At 70.6% G+C, this 13,934-nt stretch carries 13 protein-coding genes and 1 pseudogene; 9 read left to right on the top strand and 5 right to left on the bottom strand.

Annotation, left to right across the window (positions count from 1 at the left end; genetic code table 11):
- Window positions 1-1,918, bottom strand: a pseudogene (locus ABNX41_RS11250) (hypothetical protein); the annotation flags it as partial.
- Window positions 1,919-2,178: 260 nt separating this feature from the next.
- Here ABNX41_RS11250 and ABNX41_RS11255 point away from each other — a divergent pair.
- From ABNX41_RS11255 to ABNX41_RS11265, 3 genes are all read left to right on the top strand, one after another.
- The gene (locus tag ABNX41_RS11255; protein WP_438669826.1) at window positions 2,179-2,991 is read left to right on the top strand and encodes an SIMPL domain-containing protein; all 813 of its coding nucleotides are present in this window, start codon (window positions 2,179-2,181) and stop codon (window positions 2,989-2,991) included.
- Between the two features lie 92 nt (window positions 2,992-3,083).
- On the top strand, window positions 3,084-4,256 hold the full coding sequence (locus ABNX41_RS11260; protein WP_438669827.1) for a hypothetical protein: 1,173 nt from the start codon (window positions 3,084-3,086) through the stop codon (window positions 4,254-4,256).
- Between the two features lies 1 nt (window position 4,257).
- Entirely contained in the window at window positions 4,258-5,097 is an 840-nt protein-coding gene (locus ABNX41_RS11265; RefSeq protein WP_438669828.1) for a hypothetical protein, read from the top strand.
- Window positions 5,098-5,115: 18 nt separating this feature from the next.
- Here the strand turns inward: ABNX41_RS11265 and ABNX41_RS11270 are convergent, their stop codons facing one another.
- Window positions 5,116-5,568 carry an Lrp/AsnC family transcriptional regulator gene (locus ABNX41_RS11270; protein WP_438669829.1) on the bottom strand — a complete coding sequence of 151 codons (453 nt, stop codon included), beginning with the start codon at window positions 5,566-5,568 and terminating at the stop codon, window positions 5,116-5,118.
- Window positions 5,569-5,661: 93 nt separating this feature from the next.
- Between ABNX41_RS11270 and ABNX41_RS11275 the strand changes: the two genes are divergently transcribed.
- The 3 genes from ABNX41_RS11275 to olsA all read left to right on the top strand — a co-directional run bounded on the left by ABNX41_RS11275 (window position 5,662) and on the right by olsA (window position 8,078).
- Window positions 5,662-6,321 (top strand): LysE family translocator, encoded by a 660-nt coding sequence (locus ABNX41_RS11275; protein ID WP_438669830.1) that lies wholly within the window; start codon window positions 5,662-5,664, stop codon window positions 6,319-6,321.
- A gap of 156 nt (window positions 6,322-6,477) precedes the next feature.
- Window positions 6,478-7,260, top strand: a complete 783-nt coding sequence (gene olsB / locus ABNX41_RS11280; RefSeq protein WP_438669831.1) for an L-ornithine N(alpha)-acyltransferase — start codon at window positions 6,478-6,480, stop codon at window positions 7,258-7,260.
- Window positions 7,257-8,078, top strand: a complete 822-nt coding sequence (olsA, locus tag ABNX41_RS11285) for a lyso-ornithine lipid O-acyltransferase (protein ID WP_438669832.1) — start codon at window positions 7,257-7,259, stop codon at window positions 8,076-8,078. Before olsB ends, olsA begins: the two co-directional genes overlap by 4 nt.
- Before the next feature lie 42 nt (window positions 8,079-8,120).
- Here the strand turns inward: olsA and ABNX41_RS11290 are convergent, their stop codons facing one another.
- Window positions 8,121-8,741, bottom strand: coding sequence for a thiamine phosphate synthase (locus ABNX41_RS11290; protein ID WP_438669833.1), 621 nt, complete (start codon window positions 8,739-8,741; stop codon window positions 8,121-8,123).
- 258 nt (window positions 8,742-8,999) lie between these two features.
- Between ABNX41_RS11290 and ABNX41_RS11295 the strand changes: the two genes are divergently transcribed.
- Entirely contained in the window at window positions 9,000-9,800 is an 801-nt protein-coding gene (locus ABNX41_RS11295) for an RNA methyltransferase (RefSeq protein WP_438669834.1), read from the top strand.
- A gap of 349 nt (window positions 9,801-10,149) precedes the next feature.
- Entirely contained in the window at window positions 10,150-11,385 is a 1,236-nt protein-coding gene (locus ABNX41_RS11300) for a lytic murein transglycosylase (protein WP_438669835.1), read from the top strand.
- A 13-nt stretch (window positions 11,386-11,398) separates the two neighbouring features.
- On the opposite strand, the gene ABNX41_RS11305 is transcribed toward ABNX41_RS11300, so the two are convergent.
- A complete protein-coding gene (locus tag ABNX41_RS11305) occupies window positions 11,399-12,163 on the bottom strand; it encodes an EcsC family protein (RefSeq protein ID WP_438669836.1) in 765 nt (254 codons plus the stop codon).
- Window positions 12,164-12,536: 373 nt separating this feature from the next.
- Between ABNX41_RS11305 and ABNX41_RS11310 the strand changes: the two genes are divergently transcribed.
- Window positions 12,537-12,815 carry a hypothetical protein gene (locus ABNX41_RS11310; protein WP_438669837.1) on the top strand — a complete coding sequence of 93 codons (279 nt, stop codon included), beginning with the start codon at window positions 12,537-12,539 and terminating at the stop codon, window positions 12,813-12,815.
- Window positions 12,816-13,286: 471 nt separating this feature from the next.
- Here the strand turns inward: ABNX41_RS11310 and ABNX41_RS11315 are convergent, their stop codons facing one another.
- On the bottom strand, window positions 13,287-13,820 hold the full coding sequence (locus ABNX41_RS11315; RefSeq protein ID WP_438669838.1) for a GNAT family N-acetyltransferase: 534 nt from the start codon (window positions 13,818-13,820) through the stop codon (window positions 13,287-13,289).
- Between the last annotated feature and the right edge of the window lie 114 nt (window positions 13,821-13,934).

The raw sequence follows: 13,934 nt of genomic DNA on the forward strand, positions 1-13,934 counted from the left end.
GCGTGAGGCTGGGCAGGACCGGCGTCCTGCCGGTCGCGGGCGCCGCGACCACCGGGGCGGCGGCGAGGGGATCGGGCCCGGGGGAGCCGACCCGGAAACCGGGGGATCCGAGGGGGGCCGCGCCATCGCCGCTATTGCCGGGCGGTGCCTCGGCGGCCAGCGGGCGGGTTGCCTGCGGGCGCGAGGGGGCGTCGTGCCGAACCGTCTCGCGCTGACCGGCCTCCCGCCGGGCGGTGGCGAGCGCGGCGAGCACCGCGCTGGAGGGTTCGGGCGGGAGGTCATCGTCGTCGGCGGCAAGGACCGGCGGCAGCGGCCGCCCGGAAATCTCGCGGATCGGGGCAGAGAGCGGGGTGTCGCCGGGAAGGTCATCGGGGATATGGGCGAAGGGGGCCTCTTCGACCTCATCCTCGGCGGCGGTGCCGTGCCAGGGCGCGGTTCCGGGCCGGTCGGACGGGGCTGCGGCCATCGTTTCGGGCGCGCGGACGGCGGCCTCGCGTGCGTGCGGGATGTCCATGGGGCGCGCTTGGGCGGGGGCCGGCGGCTCGGCCGCCGGAAGCGGGCCGGTTGCCGGAAGCGGGCCGGGCGGCACGAATTCCGCCGCCGCGTCCGGGCGGGGTGCGGAGAAGGTCGGGGTGGGCGATGGCGCCGCCCCGGGAGACCCACCCGGAGACCCGCTGGAGGTCCCGGCGTCGGCGGAGAGGATCGGCGCGCGGTCGGCGCCGACTCGTGCTTCGACCGGCACCCGGACCGCCTCGATCCCGGAAACCGCAAGGGCGGGGCCGGATCCATGCGGCGCGGAGGGCGGGACGACCTGCGCTGTCCGGTCCGAGGCGCCCTTGTCGGTGCCGCTTGCTCGCGGGCCAAGCGGATCGGGTTCGGCGAAGCGCAATTCGCTTTGCCGAGGGGGCGGAACCGGAGCGGAGACAGTGGCCGGGGGATCGGTCCGGGGAGCGGGCGCCGGGTCGGGTTCCGCCTCGGCCGCAGGCGGGGCATCAGGCGCGGGCGGGGCGGCCGCGCCGGACGCCATGCCATCGGCCGCGATGCCTTCGGGTTCCGCATCATCAGCCGCCGTATCTTCCGGCGGCGGGGCGACAGCGACTGAGACTGCAACCGTATCGGCGGGCGCGGCTTCGGGGGACTGCGAAACGGCGGAATCTCTCGCCTCGCCAGGCGCGGCATCCGCGTGCGCGTCCTGCAAGGCATCAGGGCCGACGGTCGCTTCTTCCGGCCCCGGCGGGGGGGCTGCGGCCGATGGGGCGGCCGGATGCGACGGATCGGCCGGGGCGGGCGCGCGCTGGGAGGAAGCCGCAGCGGGCGCGGGGGCCTTTGCCTTGCGGTTGCCGCGCGGCTTCGTGCCCCTGCCGCCCTCGCCAAGGATCGAGATCGGCTTGGCGTCGCGCTCGATCCCGGTGCCCTCGGCCTCAAGCGCCGCCCCGGCGCTCGTGGTGCCGAACCAGGGCTCGGCGGCGAAGCCTTCTTCGCCCGCGGGCGGGATGGCGACGAAGCCGATCGGGTTGAAACGATGCGCGGTCGCGAATCCCTCGGCCTCGTCCAGCGTCTCGCGCGCGACGGCGGCGACCGAAACCGCGATGCCGTCGCCATGCCAGTCGAAGGCGATTTCATTGGCGGAATAGGGGGTTGCCCCCTCAAGCGCCACGGCCAGCGCCGCGCGCCGTGCCGCTTCGGGGCCGGTGGGCACCTCAAGCGTGGTGTAAAGCACCTGTTCGTTCGGGATCACCAGCTTGGTGGCGAAGCCGCCCGGCTCAAGCTCCAGCGCGGTCTTGCGCAGGTAATCCAGTGCGCCGTCGAAATCGGGCGCGTCGAACGGCGTTTCGCCGACCTTGAGCCAGCCTTTCGCCGTCCGGTGCAGAAGCGCGACGCTGGTGTCGGTGAAGTTCAGGGCGAAGTTCGGTTTCATACCACGGATCTAGCATAGGAAACTGTGGCGCGGAAACGCGCCTGGAAGGGTCAAGCCTTTCCTATAGCGGCTTTTTGCCGAAGAAAAGAAAAACACCCGTGAACGGGCCAAGGATTGTTTGTCCATCGGCGTCATAATGACGGCAGAAAGAGGAAACCGCCGCGCCGGGCATCTTCCGGCGGTCGGGATCCCGACCCTGTGCAAAGCGTTTTCGAAGGGGCAGGGTGCCGCCCTGTCCGCATCTTCAAGGAGTGAAGTCCATGTCCCCCTCCATCCCGACCCCCTCCATCCCGACCCCCGCCATTCCGACCCGGGTCTCCAGGCCCTCCGCCCGCAAGGGGCTGTCCTTCGCGGCGCTGGTCGCGGCGGCCATCGCGCTTTCGGCGCCGCTCGCGGCCCCGGCGCGCGCCCAGGCCGCGCCCGACGCGGTTTCGGCCCCGGCCGCGGCCCCGGCGGTGATCTCGGTCACCGGCCAGGCGAGCGTGGCCCGCGCGCCCGACATGGCCACGGTCTCGATCGGCGTGACCACCCAGGCGCGCAGCGCCGCCGAGGCGCTTTCGGACAATTCCGCCGCCATGGCGGGGGTGATCGCCCGGCTGCGCGCGGCCGGGGTGGCGGATGCCGAGATCCAGACCTCGGGCCTTTCGGTCTCGCCCAACTGGACGGGCTATGACAGCTCTTCCTCGGGGCCGAGCATCTCGGGCTATACCGCCTCGAACATGGTGACGGTGCGCATTACCGCGCTGGACGGGCTGGGGTCGGTGCTCGACGCGGCCGTCGCGGACGGCGCCAACACCCTGGGCGGCGTCAACTTCGGCCTGGTCGATCCCGCCCCCGCGCTGGACGAGGCGCGCAAGCTGGCCGTGGCCGATGCCCGCGCCAAGGCCGAGCTTTTCGCCCAGGCCGCCGGTGTCGCGCTTGGCCCCATCGTCTCGATCACCGAGGGCGGCGGCGGCCATGGCGGCCCGGTCCCGGTGTTCAAGGCCCAGGACAGCGCCATGGCCGTGCCGGTCGAGGGCGGCGAGGTCGGCTTCGACGCCTCGGTCACCATCGTCTGGCAGCTCGTTCCGTAAGGCTTTCGCAAAAGCATCGCGCTTCCGGCCCGATTTGGCCGCAATCCGGCGTCAGACCCTTCGGGAAGAATGCTCTCGGAGGGTCTTTCGCCATGGTGCGTGGTCCGGTCAGCATGGTGATCGTCGGGATCGTCACGCTGTTCATGTTCGGTCTGGTGGCGCTTGGCCCCCGGGCGTTTTCGGCGATCCTGCCCGAATCGGTGCTGGTCTATATCGAGACCATGGGCGATGCGCAGATGATGGCCGACCGCGGCTATGTGCCGGGCGGCGGCGAGGGCCGCGACCCGATGGAATTCCTGCGCGACACCAACGAGGGCTGGCTGGTGCGCGGCCCCATCGCGGCGCTGGAGGGCGGCGGCGCCGCCTTCGTCACCCAGGTTCTGGCGGGCCATTCCTCGTCGGTGCGGGGGCAGGCGCCGGGGGCGATCGAACTGCTGACCCCGGTCGCGGGCTGCGATTTCACCCCGCCCTCGGAGGGCGCGCATGTCGCGCATCTGGGCATCCGCAGCGCGCGCAACCGCGATCTGGCGATCTCGACCTATGACGATGCGGCGCTGGCGCGGGCGGTGGCGCAATATGCCAAGGCTTACCGCGAGCGCGGCAAGGCGTTCAACCGGCCCTCGGCCTCGGGTGCCGCCTATCAGGCCTTCGACGTCGCCGTGACCGAGACCGCCCGCCCGGTCTATCTGGTGATCGACGCCTTCTACCACGATTCATGGCTGGTGAACGTCCATCTCGCCCCCGGCGCCCGGGTGGAGCGGGTCATCCTGCTGGGCGGCGCGCAGATGGGGGTGGCGAACCTGCCCGCCGAAGTGCCGGTCGAGGTGATGCTCAGGGCCGGGCTTGAGGCCTGCGGCGTGAAGCCCTTCTATCCGCTGAACCCCGGCCATGCCTATTATGCCGCCATCGTGGCCAACCGGCTGGATGCCGAGCGGATCGCCCAGACCGAGGCCGGATTCCTGGCCGATGCCGCCGTCTGGGAGGGCGCGTTCCGCCGCTGGTTCGGCATCGCAGCGGCCGAGAGCCTTGCGGGAAGCTGGCGCGACCTGGCCGTGGCGGTGGCGGGCCCGGTTCCCGCCACGCCCGAGGGCCGCGCGGTCTGGCGGCCGGTCGCGGGCGCGCCCGCGCGGTTGACCTCGGGCCAGTATCTTGAGACGCCCGAACTCGCGGCCGAGGGGCGCGGCTTCGCCGCCCGGGTCGAGGCGGTGACGCGGGCCTTCGCCTGGGGCGATCTGGAAAATCTGAACTACCAGAGGGGGTTCTGAGATGCTCGGGCTCCGTATCGTGCTGGTTCTCGGCCTTGCGCTGATCACCTTCGCCCTAGGGGCGGCGGGCTGGCATTACTGGCAGGAGACGCGTGGCCCCGCCCCGGCCGAGGCGGCGCAGGGCGCCCATCCGACCGGCCCGCTGGCCGGTATGGTCTTCGGCCCGCCCCCCGCTTCGGACCCCGATCTTGGCACCGCCCCGGCGCAGGACTGGCTGATCTCGCCCGGGGGCGGGCTGGCACCGCGCGATCTGGTCGCGGCGGTGCTGGACCAGGACCGTTTCGTGACGCCCCGGACGGTCTCGATCACCACACGCCAGCCGCTGGCGCGGATGCTTTCGGCGGGCGAGGCGTTGCCGGGCGCGGCCTATCTGGACGCTTTCGCCGCGATCCGCGCGCCGGTGCTGGCGCTGGATCTGTGCGGCCCGCTGCTGGAGGGGCCCGCCTCGGGCTGCCGCCTGACCGGGGCGGAGGCCCTGGCCGAAAGCCTGGATGCCGCCGATGGCAGCGCCGCCTTCCGTTTCCGGGCCGAATTCACCGAAGAGGTCGCCGGGCGACCGCTGCCGGCGCTGGACGCCCATGTCGTCGAGATCGAAACCTTCGTGGCCGAGGTCGAGGCCGTGGGCGGCTCGCAGCCCTGGGCGCCGCCGGACGTCACCGCGAGATCGCTGGCGCGCACGGCGGCGATGCTGTGCCGCGAGGAAGAGAAGAAGGGCCATGGCTGCCGTCTCGTCAGCCTCGCGATGGACTGGCAGGCGCCGAAACAGGGGCGGATGACCATCCGCTATGCCCGGCTGGTGCCGCTGCCCCCCGGCATGTATCCCGCCCCGCCGCTGGACTAGACGGGGGGGACCGGGGGGTCAGGCCCGCTCGTCCTTCGGGCTGCCCATGACCACATGGGTCACCACGGTATGCACCTGCGGCAGCACGCCCAGGATATCGGTGTGCCAATGCTTGTAGCTCGCCAGATCCGCTGTCTCGACCCGCAGCAGATATTCCACGTTGCCGGTGATGTTGTGGCATTCGCGGACCTGCGGCGCATGGGCCATGGCGCGCTCGAACGCCTCTTGCGCGGCTTTGGTATGGCTGTTCAGCCCGACGGTGACATAGGCGGTGAAGCCGATTCCCAGCCGGGCGGGATCGAGAACCGCGCGATAGCCGCGGATCAGGCCGGACCGCTCCATCTCCTGCACCCGGCGCAGGCAGGCCGAGGGCGAAAGCCCCACCTTCTCGGCCAGAGCGAGATTGGTCAGTCGGCCATCCCTGGCCAGCTCTCGCAATATCCGGTGGTTTGTGGCGTCGATATCGGTCATTTGTTGTGACAATTGCCATGATTTGGCGAAAATCGCAATCCTTTCGCGCAGATGTCGCAGGATAGTTGCGTCCTTTCCGATGTGGAGGCCGCCATGAGTCCCGACCTGTTCCTCGCCCTCTGGGGCTTTGCCTTCGTGACCTCGATCACGCCGGGGCCGAACAACATGATGCTGCTGGCCTCGGGGGTGAATTTCGGCGCCCGCCGCACGCTGCCGCATATGCTGGGGATTTCGATCGGCCATGGGCTGATGGTGTTTCTGGTCGGGCTGGGGGTCGCGGGGCTGTTCCGGGCCTGGCCGCCCGCGCTGACGGTGCTGAAGCTGGTTTCGGTGGCCTATATGCTGTGGCTGGCCTGGAAGATCGCGGGCGCCGCCGCGCCTGCGGGCAAGGCAGGGCCTGGGGAAGGTGCGGGGCCTGGGGAGGGGACGAGCACCGGCGCGCGGCCCCTGACCTTCCTTCAGGCCGCCGCCTTCCAATGGGTGAACCCCAAGGGCTGGGCCATGGCGCTTGGCGCGGTGGGGGCCTATGTGACCGAACCCTCGCCGCGGGCCTATCTTCTTGTGGCGACGGTGTTTTCGCTTGTGAACCTGCCCTCGGTTCTGGTCTGGGCGCTGATGGGGCAGGGGCTGCGGCGCTGGCTGGACGATCCGCCGCGGCGTCGGCTGTTCAACTGGAGCATGGCGGTGCTTCTGGTGCTGTCGCTGTGGCCGGTGGTGACGATGACGGTTCCCGGGACGGTTCCGGCAGGATGATGCCGGGCCGGATACGGGGGGGCCGGATGCGGAGGGCCAGATCCGGGGGGCATCACGTCGGCTTTCGTTGCAAACCGTCCCGGCTGCGACTATGGGAGGGGGCGCTGCCCTCCTGCCGCATTGATCCGGAACCACCAGACCAGAGCGACCCGAGCCATGCTTTCCGAAGAACCCGCCTACAGCCTGCGCCTCGCCACCACGCCCGGCGACCTTTTCGGCGCGCAGCGCCTGCGCTACCGCGTCTTCGTCGAGGAACTCGGCGCGACCGGCCCCCTGGTCGATCATGACCTCAGGATCGAGCGCGACTCGTTCGACCCGCTCTTCGATCATCTGGTGCTGGTCGACAACCGAATCCCGGCCGAGAGCGGCGACCATGTCGTCGGCGCCTATCGCCTGCTGCCCTCGGACCGGGTGGGGCCGCAGGACCGTTTCTATTCCGAGGACGAATACGACCTCGCCCCCCTGCGCGCCACCGGGCGCAAGCTGCTGGAACTGGGGCGCACCTGCGTCCACCCGGACCATCGCGGCGGGGCTGCGATGTTTCTGCTGTGGAACGGGCTGGCCGATTATGTGCTGGAGCGCGGGATCGAGGTGATGTTCGGCCCGGCCTCGTTCCACGGCACCGATACGGCGGCGCTGGCGATGCCGCTTTCCTGGCTGCATCACCACCACCTCTCGCCCGAGGCGGTGCGCGTCCGCGCCCGTCCGCCCGGGCGGGCCGAGATGGATCTGATCGCGCCCGACCGGCTGGACCGCGCGGCGGCCATGGCGGCGATGCCCGCGCTGATCAAGGCCTATCTGCGCCTTGGCGGCACGGTGGGGGATGGCGCCTTCATCGACCGGCCCTTCAACACCACCGATGTCTGCCTGGTGATGGACACCGGCAGGATGAGCGCGCGCCACCGCGATTTCTACACCCGCAAGAAGGCACCTGCTTGACCGACTGGACCGCTTCGCGCCCCGAACCTTTCCGCCCCGGGCTTCTCGGCTGGCTGCGCGCGGGTCTGCGCGGGCTGGCGCTGGTCGTGCTGGTCTATGGCGCCTTCCTGTGCCTGCTGGCGGTGCGGCTGGTCGAATGGCCGCTGTTTCGCCGCGACCGGCCCTGGAGCCCGAAGATCACCCGCCTGACCTGCCGGGCGGCGCTGGCGGTGATCGGCCTTGGCTATGCGCTGCGGGGGCGGCCAATGGTGGAAAAGGGCGCGCTGGTCGCAAACCATTCGTCCTGGCTGGACATCCTGGCCCTGAATGCCGGGCAGGAGGTCTATTTCGTCTCGAAATCCGAGGTGGCGCGCTGGCCCGGGATCGGGCTTCTGGCGCGGGCGACCGGCACGGTCTTCATCGCTCGCAAGGGGGTCGAGGCGAAGCGCCAGCAAGGCGTGTTCGAGGACCGGCTGCGGGCCGGTCACCGGCTTTGCTTCTTTCCCGAGGGCACCTCGACCGATTCGATACGGGTCCTGCCGTTCAAGTCGACGCTGTTCCAGGCCTTCTTCACCCATGGGCTGGACCGGGTGCTGCACCTTCAGCCGGTGACGGTGGTCTATCACGCCCCCGCGGGCGAGGATCCGCGCTTTTACGGCTGGTGGGCGAACATGACCTTCTTTTCGCATCTTCTGCGGATGCTGGCGGCGCCGCGCCATGGCCGGGTCGAGGTGATCTGCCATCCGCCGGTGCCGGTCGACGCCTTCGAAAGCCGCAAGGCGCTGGCGCATTACTGCGAGCAGGTGGTGCGCACCGCCCATGTGAACGCGGTCATGTGAAGGGCGCGGATCGGGGGGCCGCGCCCGGCCGCAAGCGCGCGTCTAGCCGAGGGGGGCGATCAGCGCCTTGAGCGCGGCGACCGGATCGGCGGCGCCCCAGATCTCTTCGCCGATGGCGAAGAAATCGCTGACCGGGCCGAAGCGTTCGACCAGTTCCGCGCTGAGCCCGCCTTCGGCGACGACCGGGATCTCGATCATCTCGGACCACCATTCGAAGAGTTCACGCTCGGCCAGGCTGCCGTCGCCCAGGCCGGTCGCGCCCACCGGGCCGAAGGCGATGTAATCGGCGCCCGCCTCGCCCGCCGCAAGCCCCTCGTGGCGGGTGATGCCGCAATGGGCGCCGACGATGGCGTCGGGGCCGAGCTCCTTGCGGGCCTTGCGCACCGAGCGCGCGCCATCGGTCAGATGCACGCCGTCGAGCCCGTGCCGCCCGGCCAGCAGCAGGTGGTCGTCGATCACCAGCGCCACGTCGCGGGCATGGGCGATCTCGCGGCACAGATCTGCCGCGCGCCCCAGCGTGTCGACATCCTTCGTGGCCAGGGACAGCCGCAGACAGGCGACCGGCACCGCGTCCAGCACGCGCGCGAGCAGATCCGGGAAGGTCTCGGGCGCGGGCGCGGGGGGGGTGACGAGGTTGATCTGCGGGCGGTCTTCAGCGGCCATGGCGTTCTCCGGGCGGGGGGATTGGGGGCCTTTAACAGGCTTTTGGGGCGAGGGACAGGGTGTGCGGTGGTGGGGAAGGGAGGGGGGTGCAGGAGGGGGCGCTGCCCCCTCGGCCCGTGCCGGGCCTCACCCCCGGGATATTTTTGCAAAGAAGAAAGGGGGGGAGGAACGCGGGAGGGGAGTGTCGCGTCGGTGCTTGCCGGGGGCGGGCGGGCGGCGTATCAGGCCCGGACCCCTCGAACAGCCCGAGCCCTTGCGATGATCCCGCCCGCCTGTCTTCCGCCCGTCTTCATTCTTGTCCGTCCGCAGATGGGCGAGAACATCGGCGGCGCGGCGCGGGCGATGCTGAATTTCGGCCTCGACCGGATGCGGATTGTCGATCCGCGCGACGGCTGGCCCAATCCGAAGGCCAATGCCATGGCCTCGGGGGCGGGGCGGGTGCTGGACCATGCCGGGGTGTTTTCCGATCTGGCGCGGGCGGTTGCGGATTGCGATTTCGTCTTCGCCACCACCGCGCGCCCGCGCGAGATGGTGAAGGAGGTCGTCACCCCCGAGCGCGCCATGGCGATGGCGCGGGCCATGGCCGGGGCGGGCAAGCGCATCGGCATTCTTTTCGGGCCCGAGCGGGCCGGGCTGGAGAATGCCGATCTGGTCCATGCCAATGCCATCGTCACCGTGCCGGTCAACCCGGAGTTCTTCTCGCTCAACCTGGCGCAATGCGTGCTGCTGCTGGCCTATGAATGGGGGCGGCAGGGGGCGGAGGTGCCGCAATCTGTCATGGGGCTGGCGCGGACCGATTTCGCCAGCCGCGAGGAGGTGGAGCGGCTGGGCGATCATTTCGAGGACCGGCTGGAGCGCGCCGGTTTCTTCTTTCCGGCGGGCAAGGCCGAGGGGATGCGGCTCAATCTGCGCAACATGTGGGGGCGGCTGGGGCTGACCCGGGCCGAGGTGCAGACCCTGCACGGGATGTTGCGCCAGATCGCCTGGAAGTTGCGTGGCACGGAGGAGGCTGGCACGGAGGGGGAGAGCGCGGATCGGGAGGGCGGCACCGGCGTTTGATCCTGTGCAGCAGGTCTGGCGGGGAAGTTTCCAGCCGGGGATTCGGGCCTTGAGTCTGGCCTATGCTGCCTGGATCGGAGCCCGGCGGGGCGAGAATGGTCCGGCGGTAAAGCTGACATTGGGCTGGGAGGATGGCGAGGGGGCGTCCGTTTCCTCTTTGGCTTGTTGGGGGCGGGCTTCCGGCGGGTGGCCTGGCCGCCATCGCAAGACCGATCCCGGGATGCCTTGCCCGCCGGGGCACATTTCCGTGTGCGGCCGAAACAGCGCGCGCCGGAGGGGCCGCGGGTGCTTTGCCTTGCCGGGGGCTTGGGCTAGATTGTCCGCGAGGCAGGAACAATGGGCGGGCGAGATGATCTCCAGACGGGCTTTCGGATTGACGGCGGCGGCGGCGCTGGTTTCGGGCTGCGTGGGCGGCGGGCGGGCGGGCGGCGCCATCGGCGCCTCGGGCGAGGCGGCTGCGCCCCGTCCGGTGGCCAATGCGGGCTGGGACAACTGGGTCGCCGCCTATCGGACGCGGGCGGGCGGGCGGGGGATCCAGGCCTCGACCCTGACCATGGCGTTTCGCGACGCGGGCTATCTGCCCGACGTGATCGAGCGCGACCGCAACCAGGCCGAATTCCGCCGCTCGCTGGAGGATTACCTCGGCATCGCCGCCTCGGATGAGCGGATCCGGCTCGGGCGGCAGGAATATGGCGCCCGCCGCGCGCTGCTGGCGCAGATCGAGGACCGCTACGGCGTCGAGGGCCATGTCGTCACCGCCTTCTGGGGGCTGGAAAGCTTCTACGGCACGCGGCGCGGCAATATCCCGGTGATCTCGGCGCTGTCCACGCTGGCCTATGACGGGCGGCGTGGCGCCTTTTTCGAAAGCCAGCTCGACGCCGCGCTGCGCATCCTTCAGGCGGGCGATGTGACGCCCGGGCGCATGGTCGGAAGCTGGGCGGGCGCGATGGGCCACACCCAGTTCATCCCGACCTCGTATCTGGAATATGCGGTGGATTTCACCGGCGACGGGCGGCGCGACATCTGGAGCGAGGACCCCGCCGACGCCCTTGCCTCGACCGCGAACTATATCCGCCGGGCGGGCTGGCAGCGCGGCCTGCCCTGGGGGATGGAGGTGAGCCTGCCGCAGGGGTTCGACGCCGGGCTGCTGGGGCGTGGGCGCGGGCGTTCGGCCGCGGAATGGGGCGGGCTGGGCGTGCGGGCGGCGGGGGGCGGCGGGCTTCAGGCCGGATCGATCATCCGGCCCGGTGCGGCTGGCACCCCGGCCTTCCTGCTGACGCAGAATTTCAACGTCATCCTGCGCTACAACAATGCCGAAAGCTATGCGATCGGCGTGGGGCATCTGTCGGACCGGATCCGGGGCGAGGGCGGCCTGCGCGCCTCCTTCGGGCCGGATGCCACCGGGCTCGACAAGGCCGGGCGGCAGGAATTGCAGCGCCGCCTGACCGCCCGGGGTTTCGACACCGGCGGCGCCGATGGCGTGCTGGGCCCGAAGAGCAAGGCCGCGATCGAGGCGTTCCAGGCCAGCCGGGGCCTTGCGGTGAGCGGAGAGGCCTCGCCCGAACTGCTGGCGCTGCTGCGCTGAGGGGCGGGCGGCCTCAGGTGCGCAGGCGGGGCCGGTCGGTCTGGCGGGCGAAGGCTTCGAGCACCGGGGCCGCGCCATGCTCCTGCGCCAGGCGCAGGAGCGCGAAGCGGATCGCCGCCGTCTCGCGGTAGTAGCGCAGGAAGGCCGCATTCAACGCCGCGCCCGAGGCCGCGCCCAGCACCGGCACCGCCTGGGCGGCCAGCTTCTGGCCAAGTGCGGCCGAAAGCCGGGGCGCCACGGTCGCGATCAGCCGCTGCACCGCCGGGCCGGTCAGGGTCAGCCGGGCCGAGAAGAAGCTGGTGTCGATGCCGTCATCCGCCGCCGCCGGGCTGCCCGCGCTGAAGCAACGCAGGCATTCGGCGCGGATCCAGGGATCGTCGGGGTCGAAACCCGCGGCCTCGGCCTCGCGCCGGATGGCATGCAGCAGGATCGTGACGGTGAAGGGCAGTTCGGCCAGCGCCGTCGCGATCCCGCCCGCGCCGCCCGCCGCCCCCGCCGCCATCGCCGCCGCAAGCGTGCCCTTGCGATCCTGCGCGGGCAGATGCCGGGCCCCCCGGCGCGCGGCGCCATAGGCCGCCGACAGGGCCTGTTCGGTGGCGCTTTCGATCCGTCGGCGCAGGGCGTCGGGCAGGACCGCGATCTGCGCCTCCAGCTTGCCGCCGAAGCGGTTCAGGGTCGAGATCACCGGCCCGTTCACCCGCTTCCACCGCCGCGCCAGCGCGGCGATCTCGGCCTCGGGGAGAGGGATGTCGATTGCGGTTCGGGGCGCAGGGGGCATTCGCGGGCCTCGGGGGTCGGTGTGGGGCGTCGGTGGGGGGGCGTCGGTGGGCATCGTTTTCGATATGGGGACGGCGAGGGGCCGCACAAGATCGGCGGCGAAAGATGCTTTCCGGGGCCGGTCGGGGATCGGGCTTGGCTTGTTGGTGCGCAGGGGCGTCGGGACAGGGGGCGAAAGATCGCCGGGGGCCGGGGGGGCGGGCAGGGAGCCGCGCCCCGGCGCCCGCCGTCTGCAGGATAGTGTTAACACGGCCTAGCTCATATCTTGCAGGACGGTCCCCGCGCTGGTCCCCGCCAAGGGGCGAAAGTTCTAGACTATCCCCTCGTCGGTCGGCCATGATCACGCTTGATAGACTCCCCGATACCGAGGCCGCATGACCACCTCCGCGAACAATAATCGCCCATTTCGCAATGCGCTGCGCTGGTGCTGGCGCGCATTCAGAAGGCTTCCATTGGTCATGCAGCTCTGCTTTGCGGCAGCATCAATGGGTGCAATCATCGTCGGTGTGTTCGTTGGAAATATGGGCTTAGCACTCATGGGCACGGCTTTCGGCATAAGCGGCATGGCGGTTGGGGCTGTGATCGGTGCGCTGTCTGTGCTGCTGCCATGGATGGCGAAGCACACGATTGCGGCCAAACGATCTGGGCGCTGACACTCGTCGTGCTGGTCACGCATCGCGCCCCTCCTTGACCAAGCGCACAGGTTGGCCCTAGCTGTTTGATCCCGCGGTTTGATGGTTTGATCCTTTCCTTGGAATGGAAGGATGCCCTATGGGACAGGTTTGTCATGGCAGCGCCACGACCACGCACGTCGTCAGAGCCGCAATACAGCGATCGCAAGTCGAAGACCTGCCCGCCATTGATGGGGTGGATGGCTCCCGCTCCCTGCATCGCAATGTGCCACATTGGGTGCTGTCAACTGAACCCACGAAGGGAGCCATCCATGCGGGGCGGGGCCTCGCGCCTTCCGGCCTGGCGCTTCGATCTGGGTTTCCGCTTCGGCGGGGCGGCTGACCGAGTCGCTCCGAGAAAGCCGGAAAACGATCTGGAAGCGCCCTGAGATCCGCGGGTTTCGTGCCGGATTGCCCCGATGGGGTTGCGCCGCGATCCAGGCTCAAGGCATTTCACCCCGGGGCTGGTCGACCTGACCCGTCCCGGGCTCGGGTCCCGCTCTGGTCGGCGCGGGTGACCTTGCCCGCAACCCCGGCCCAGGCGCCGGATTTCAGCTCGAATCCCAGCACGCGCTCGGGGTTGGTGGGGGGCGGCATCTCGACGTGATCGAGCTTGCGGAACCCGAAGCGGCGGTAATAGGGCGCGTCGCCGACTAGCAGCACGCGCTCCCAGCCGAGGCGGCGCGCCTCGGTCATGCTTTCGTTGATCAGAAAGCCGCCCAGCCCCTCGCCCTGCCGGGTCGGGTGGACCGCCACCGGGCCCAGCAGCAGGACGGGCCGCCCCGCCACCCGCACCGGCCAGTAGCGGATCGCCCCGGCGAGGATGCCGTCGGCGTCGCGCAGCACAAGGCAGAGGGGCGCGACCGTCGCCACCCCCTCGCGCAGCCGGTAGGAGGAAAGCGCCGTCCGCCCGGGCGCGAAGCACAGGTCGTAAAGCGCCTCGACCTCCCACCAGTCGTTTTCGGTTTCTTCCTCAAGGTGATACACCCGGTCCGCCCCCTCCACGCTCGCGCTTTCTTCGACGGCCGCCTCGCCCCCTGAAAGGGGCGCGGCCGAATCTGCGCAGATCCCCGTCCGGCCGCCTGCGCCCGGTAACATGCG

It is taken from the genome of Pseudogemmobacter sonorensis, from assembly GCF_042762395.1.
In the GTDB taxonomy this organism is placed as follows: domain Bacteria; phylum Pseudomonadota; class Alphaproteobacteria; order Rhodobacterales; family Rhodobacteraceae; genus Pseudogemmobacter; species Pseudogemmobacter sonorensis.

What these genes read in the sequence shown, in the direction of transcription:
- ABNX41_RS11255 (WP_438669826.1), top strand. Translation starts at nt 2,179, where the DNA reads ATGTCCCCCTCCATCCCGACCCCCTCCATCCCGACCCCCGCCATTCCG.
- ABNX41_RS11260 (WP_438669827.1), top strand. Translation starts at nt 3,084, where the DNA reads ATGGTGCGTGGTCCGGTCAGCATGGTGATCGTCGGGATCGTCACGCTG.
- ABNX41_RS11265 (WP_438669828.1), top strand. Translation starts at nt 4,258, where the DNA reads ATGCTCGGGCTCCGTATCGTGCTGGTTCTCGGCCTTGCGCTGATCACC.
- ABNX41_RS11270 (WP_438669829.1), bottom strand. Translation starts at nt 5,568, where the DNA reads ATGACCGATATCGACGCCACAAACCACCGGATATTGCGAGAGCTGGCC.
- ABNX41_RS11275 (WP_438669830.1), top strand. Translation starts at nt 5,662, where the DNA reads ATGAGTCCCGACCTGTTCCTCGCCCTCTGGGGCTTTGCCTTCGTGACC.
- olsB (WP_438669831.1), top strand. Translation starts at nt 6,478, where the DNA reads ATGCTTTCCGAAGAACCCGCCTACAGCCTGCGCCTCGCCACCACGCCC.
- ABNX41_RS11290 (WP_438669833.1), bottom strand. Translation starts at nt 8,741, where the DNA reads ATGGCCGCTGAAGACCGCCCGCAGATCAACCTCGTCACCCCCCCCGCG.
- ABNX41_RS11295 (WP_438669834.1), top strand. Translation starts at nt 9,000, where the DNA reads ATGATCCCGCCCGCCTGTCTTCCGCCCGTCTTCATTCTTGTCCGTCCG.
- ABNX41_RS11300 (WP_438669835.1), top strand. Translation starts at nt 10,150, where the DNA reads ATGATCTCCAGACGGGCTTTCGGATTGACGGCGGCGGCGGCGCTGGTT.
- ABNX41_RS11305 (WP_438669836.1), bottom strand. Translation starts at nt 12,163, where the DNA reads ATGCCCCCTGCGCCCCGAACCGCAATCGACATCCCTCTCCCCGAGGCC.
- ABNX41_RS11310 (WP_438669837.1), top strand. Translation starts at nt 12,537, where the DNA reads ATGACCACCTCCGCGAACAATAATCGCCCATTTCGCAATGCGCTGCGC.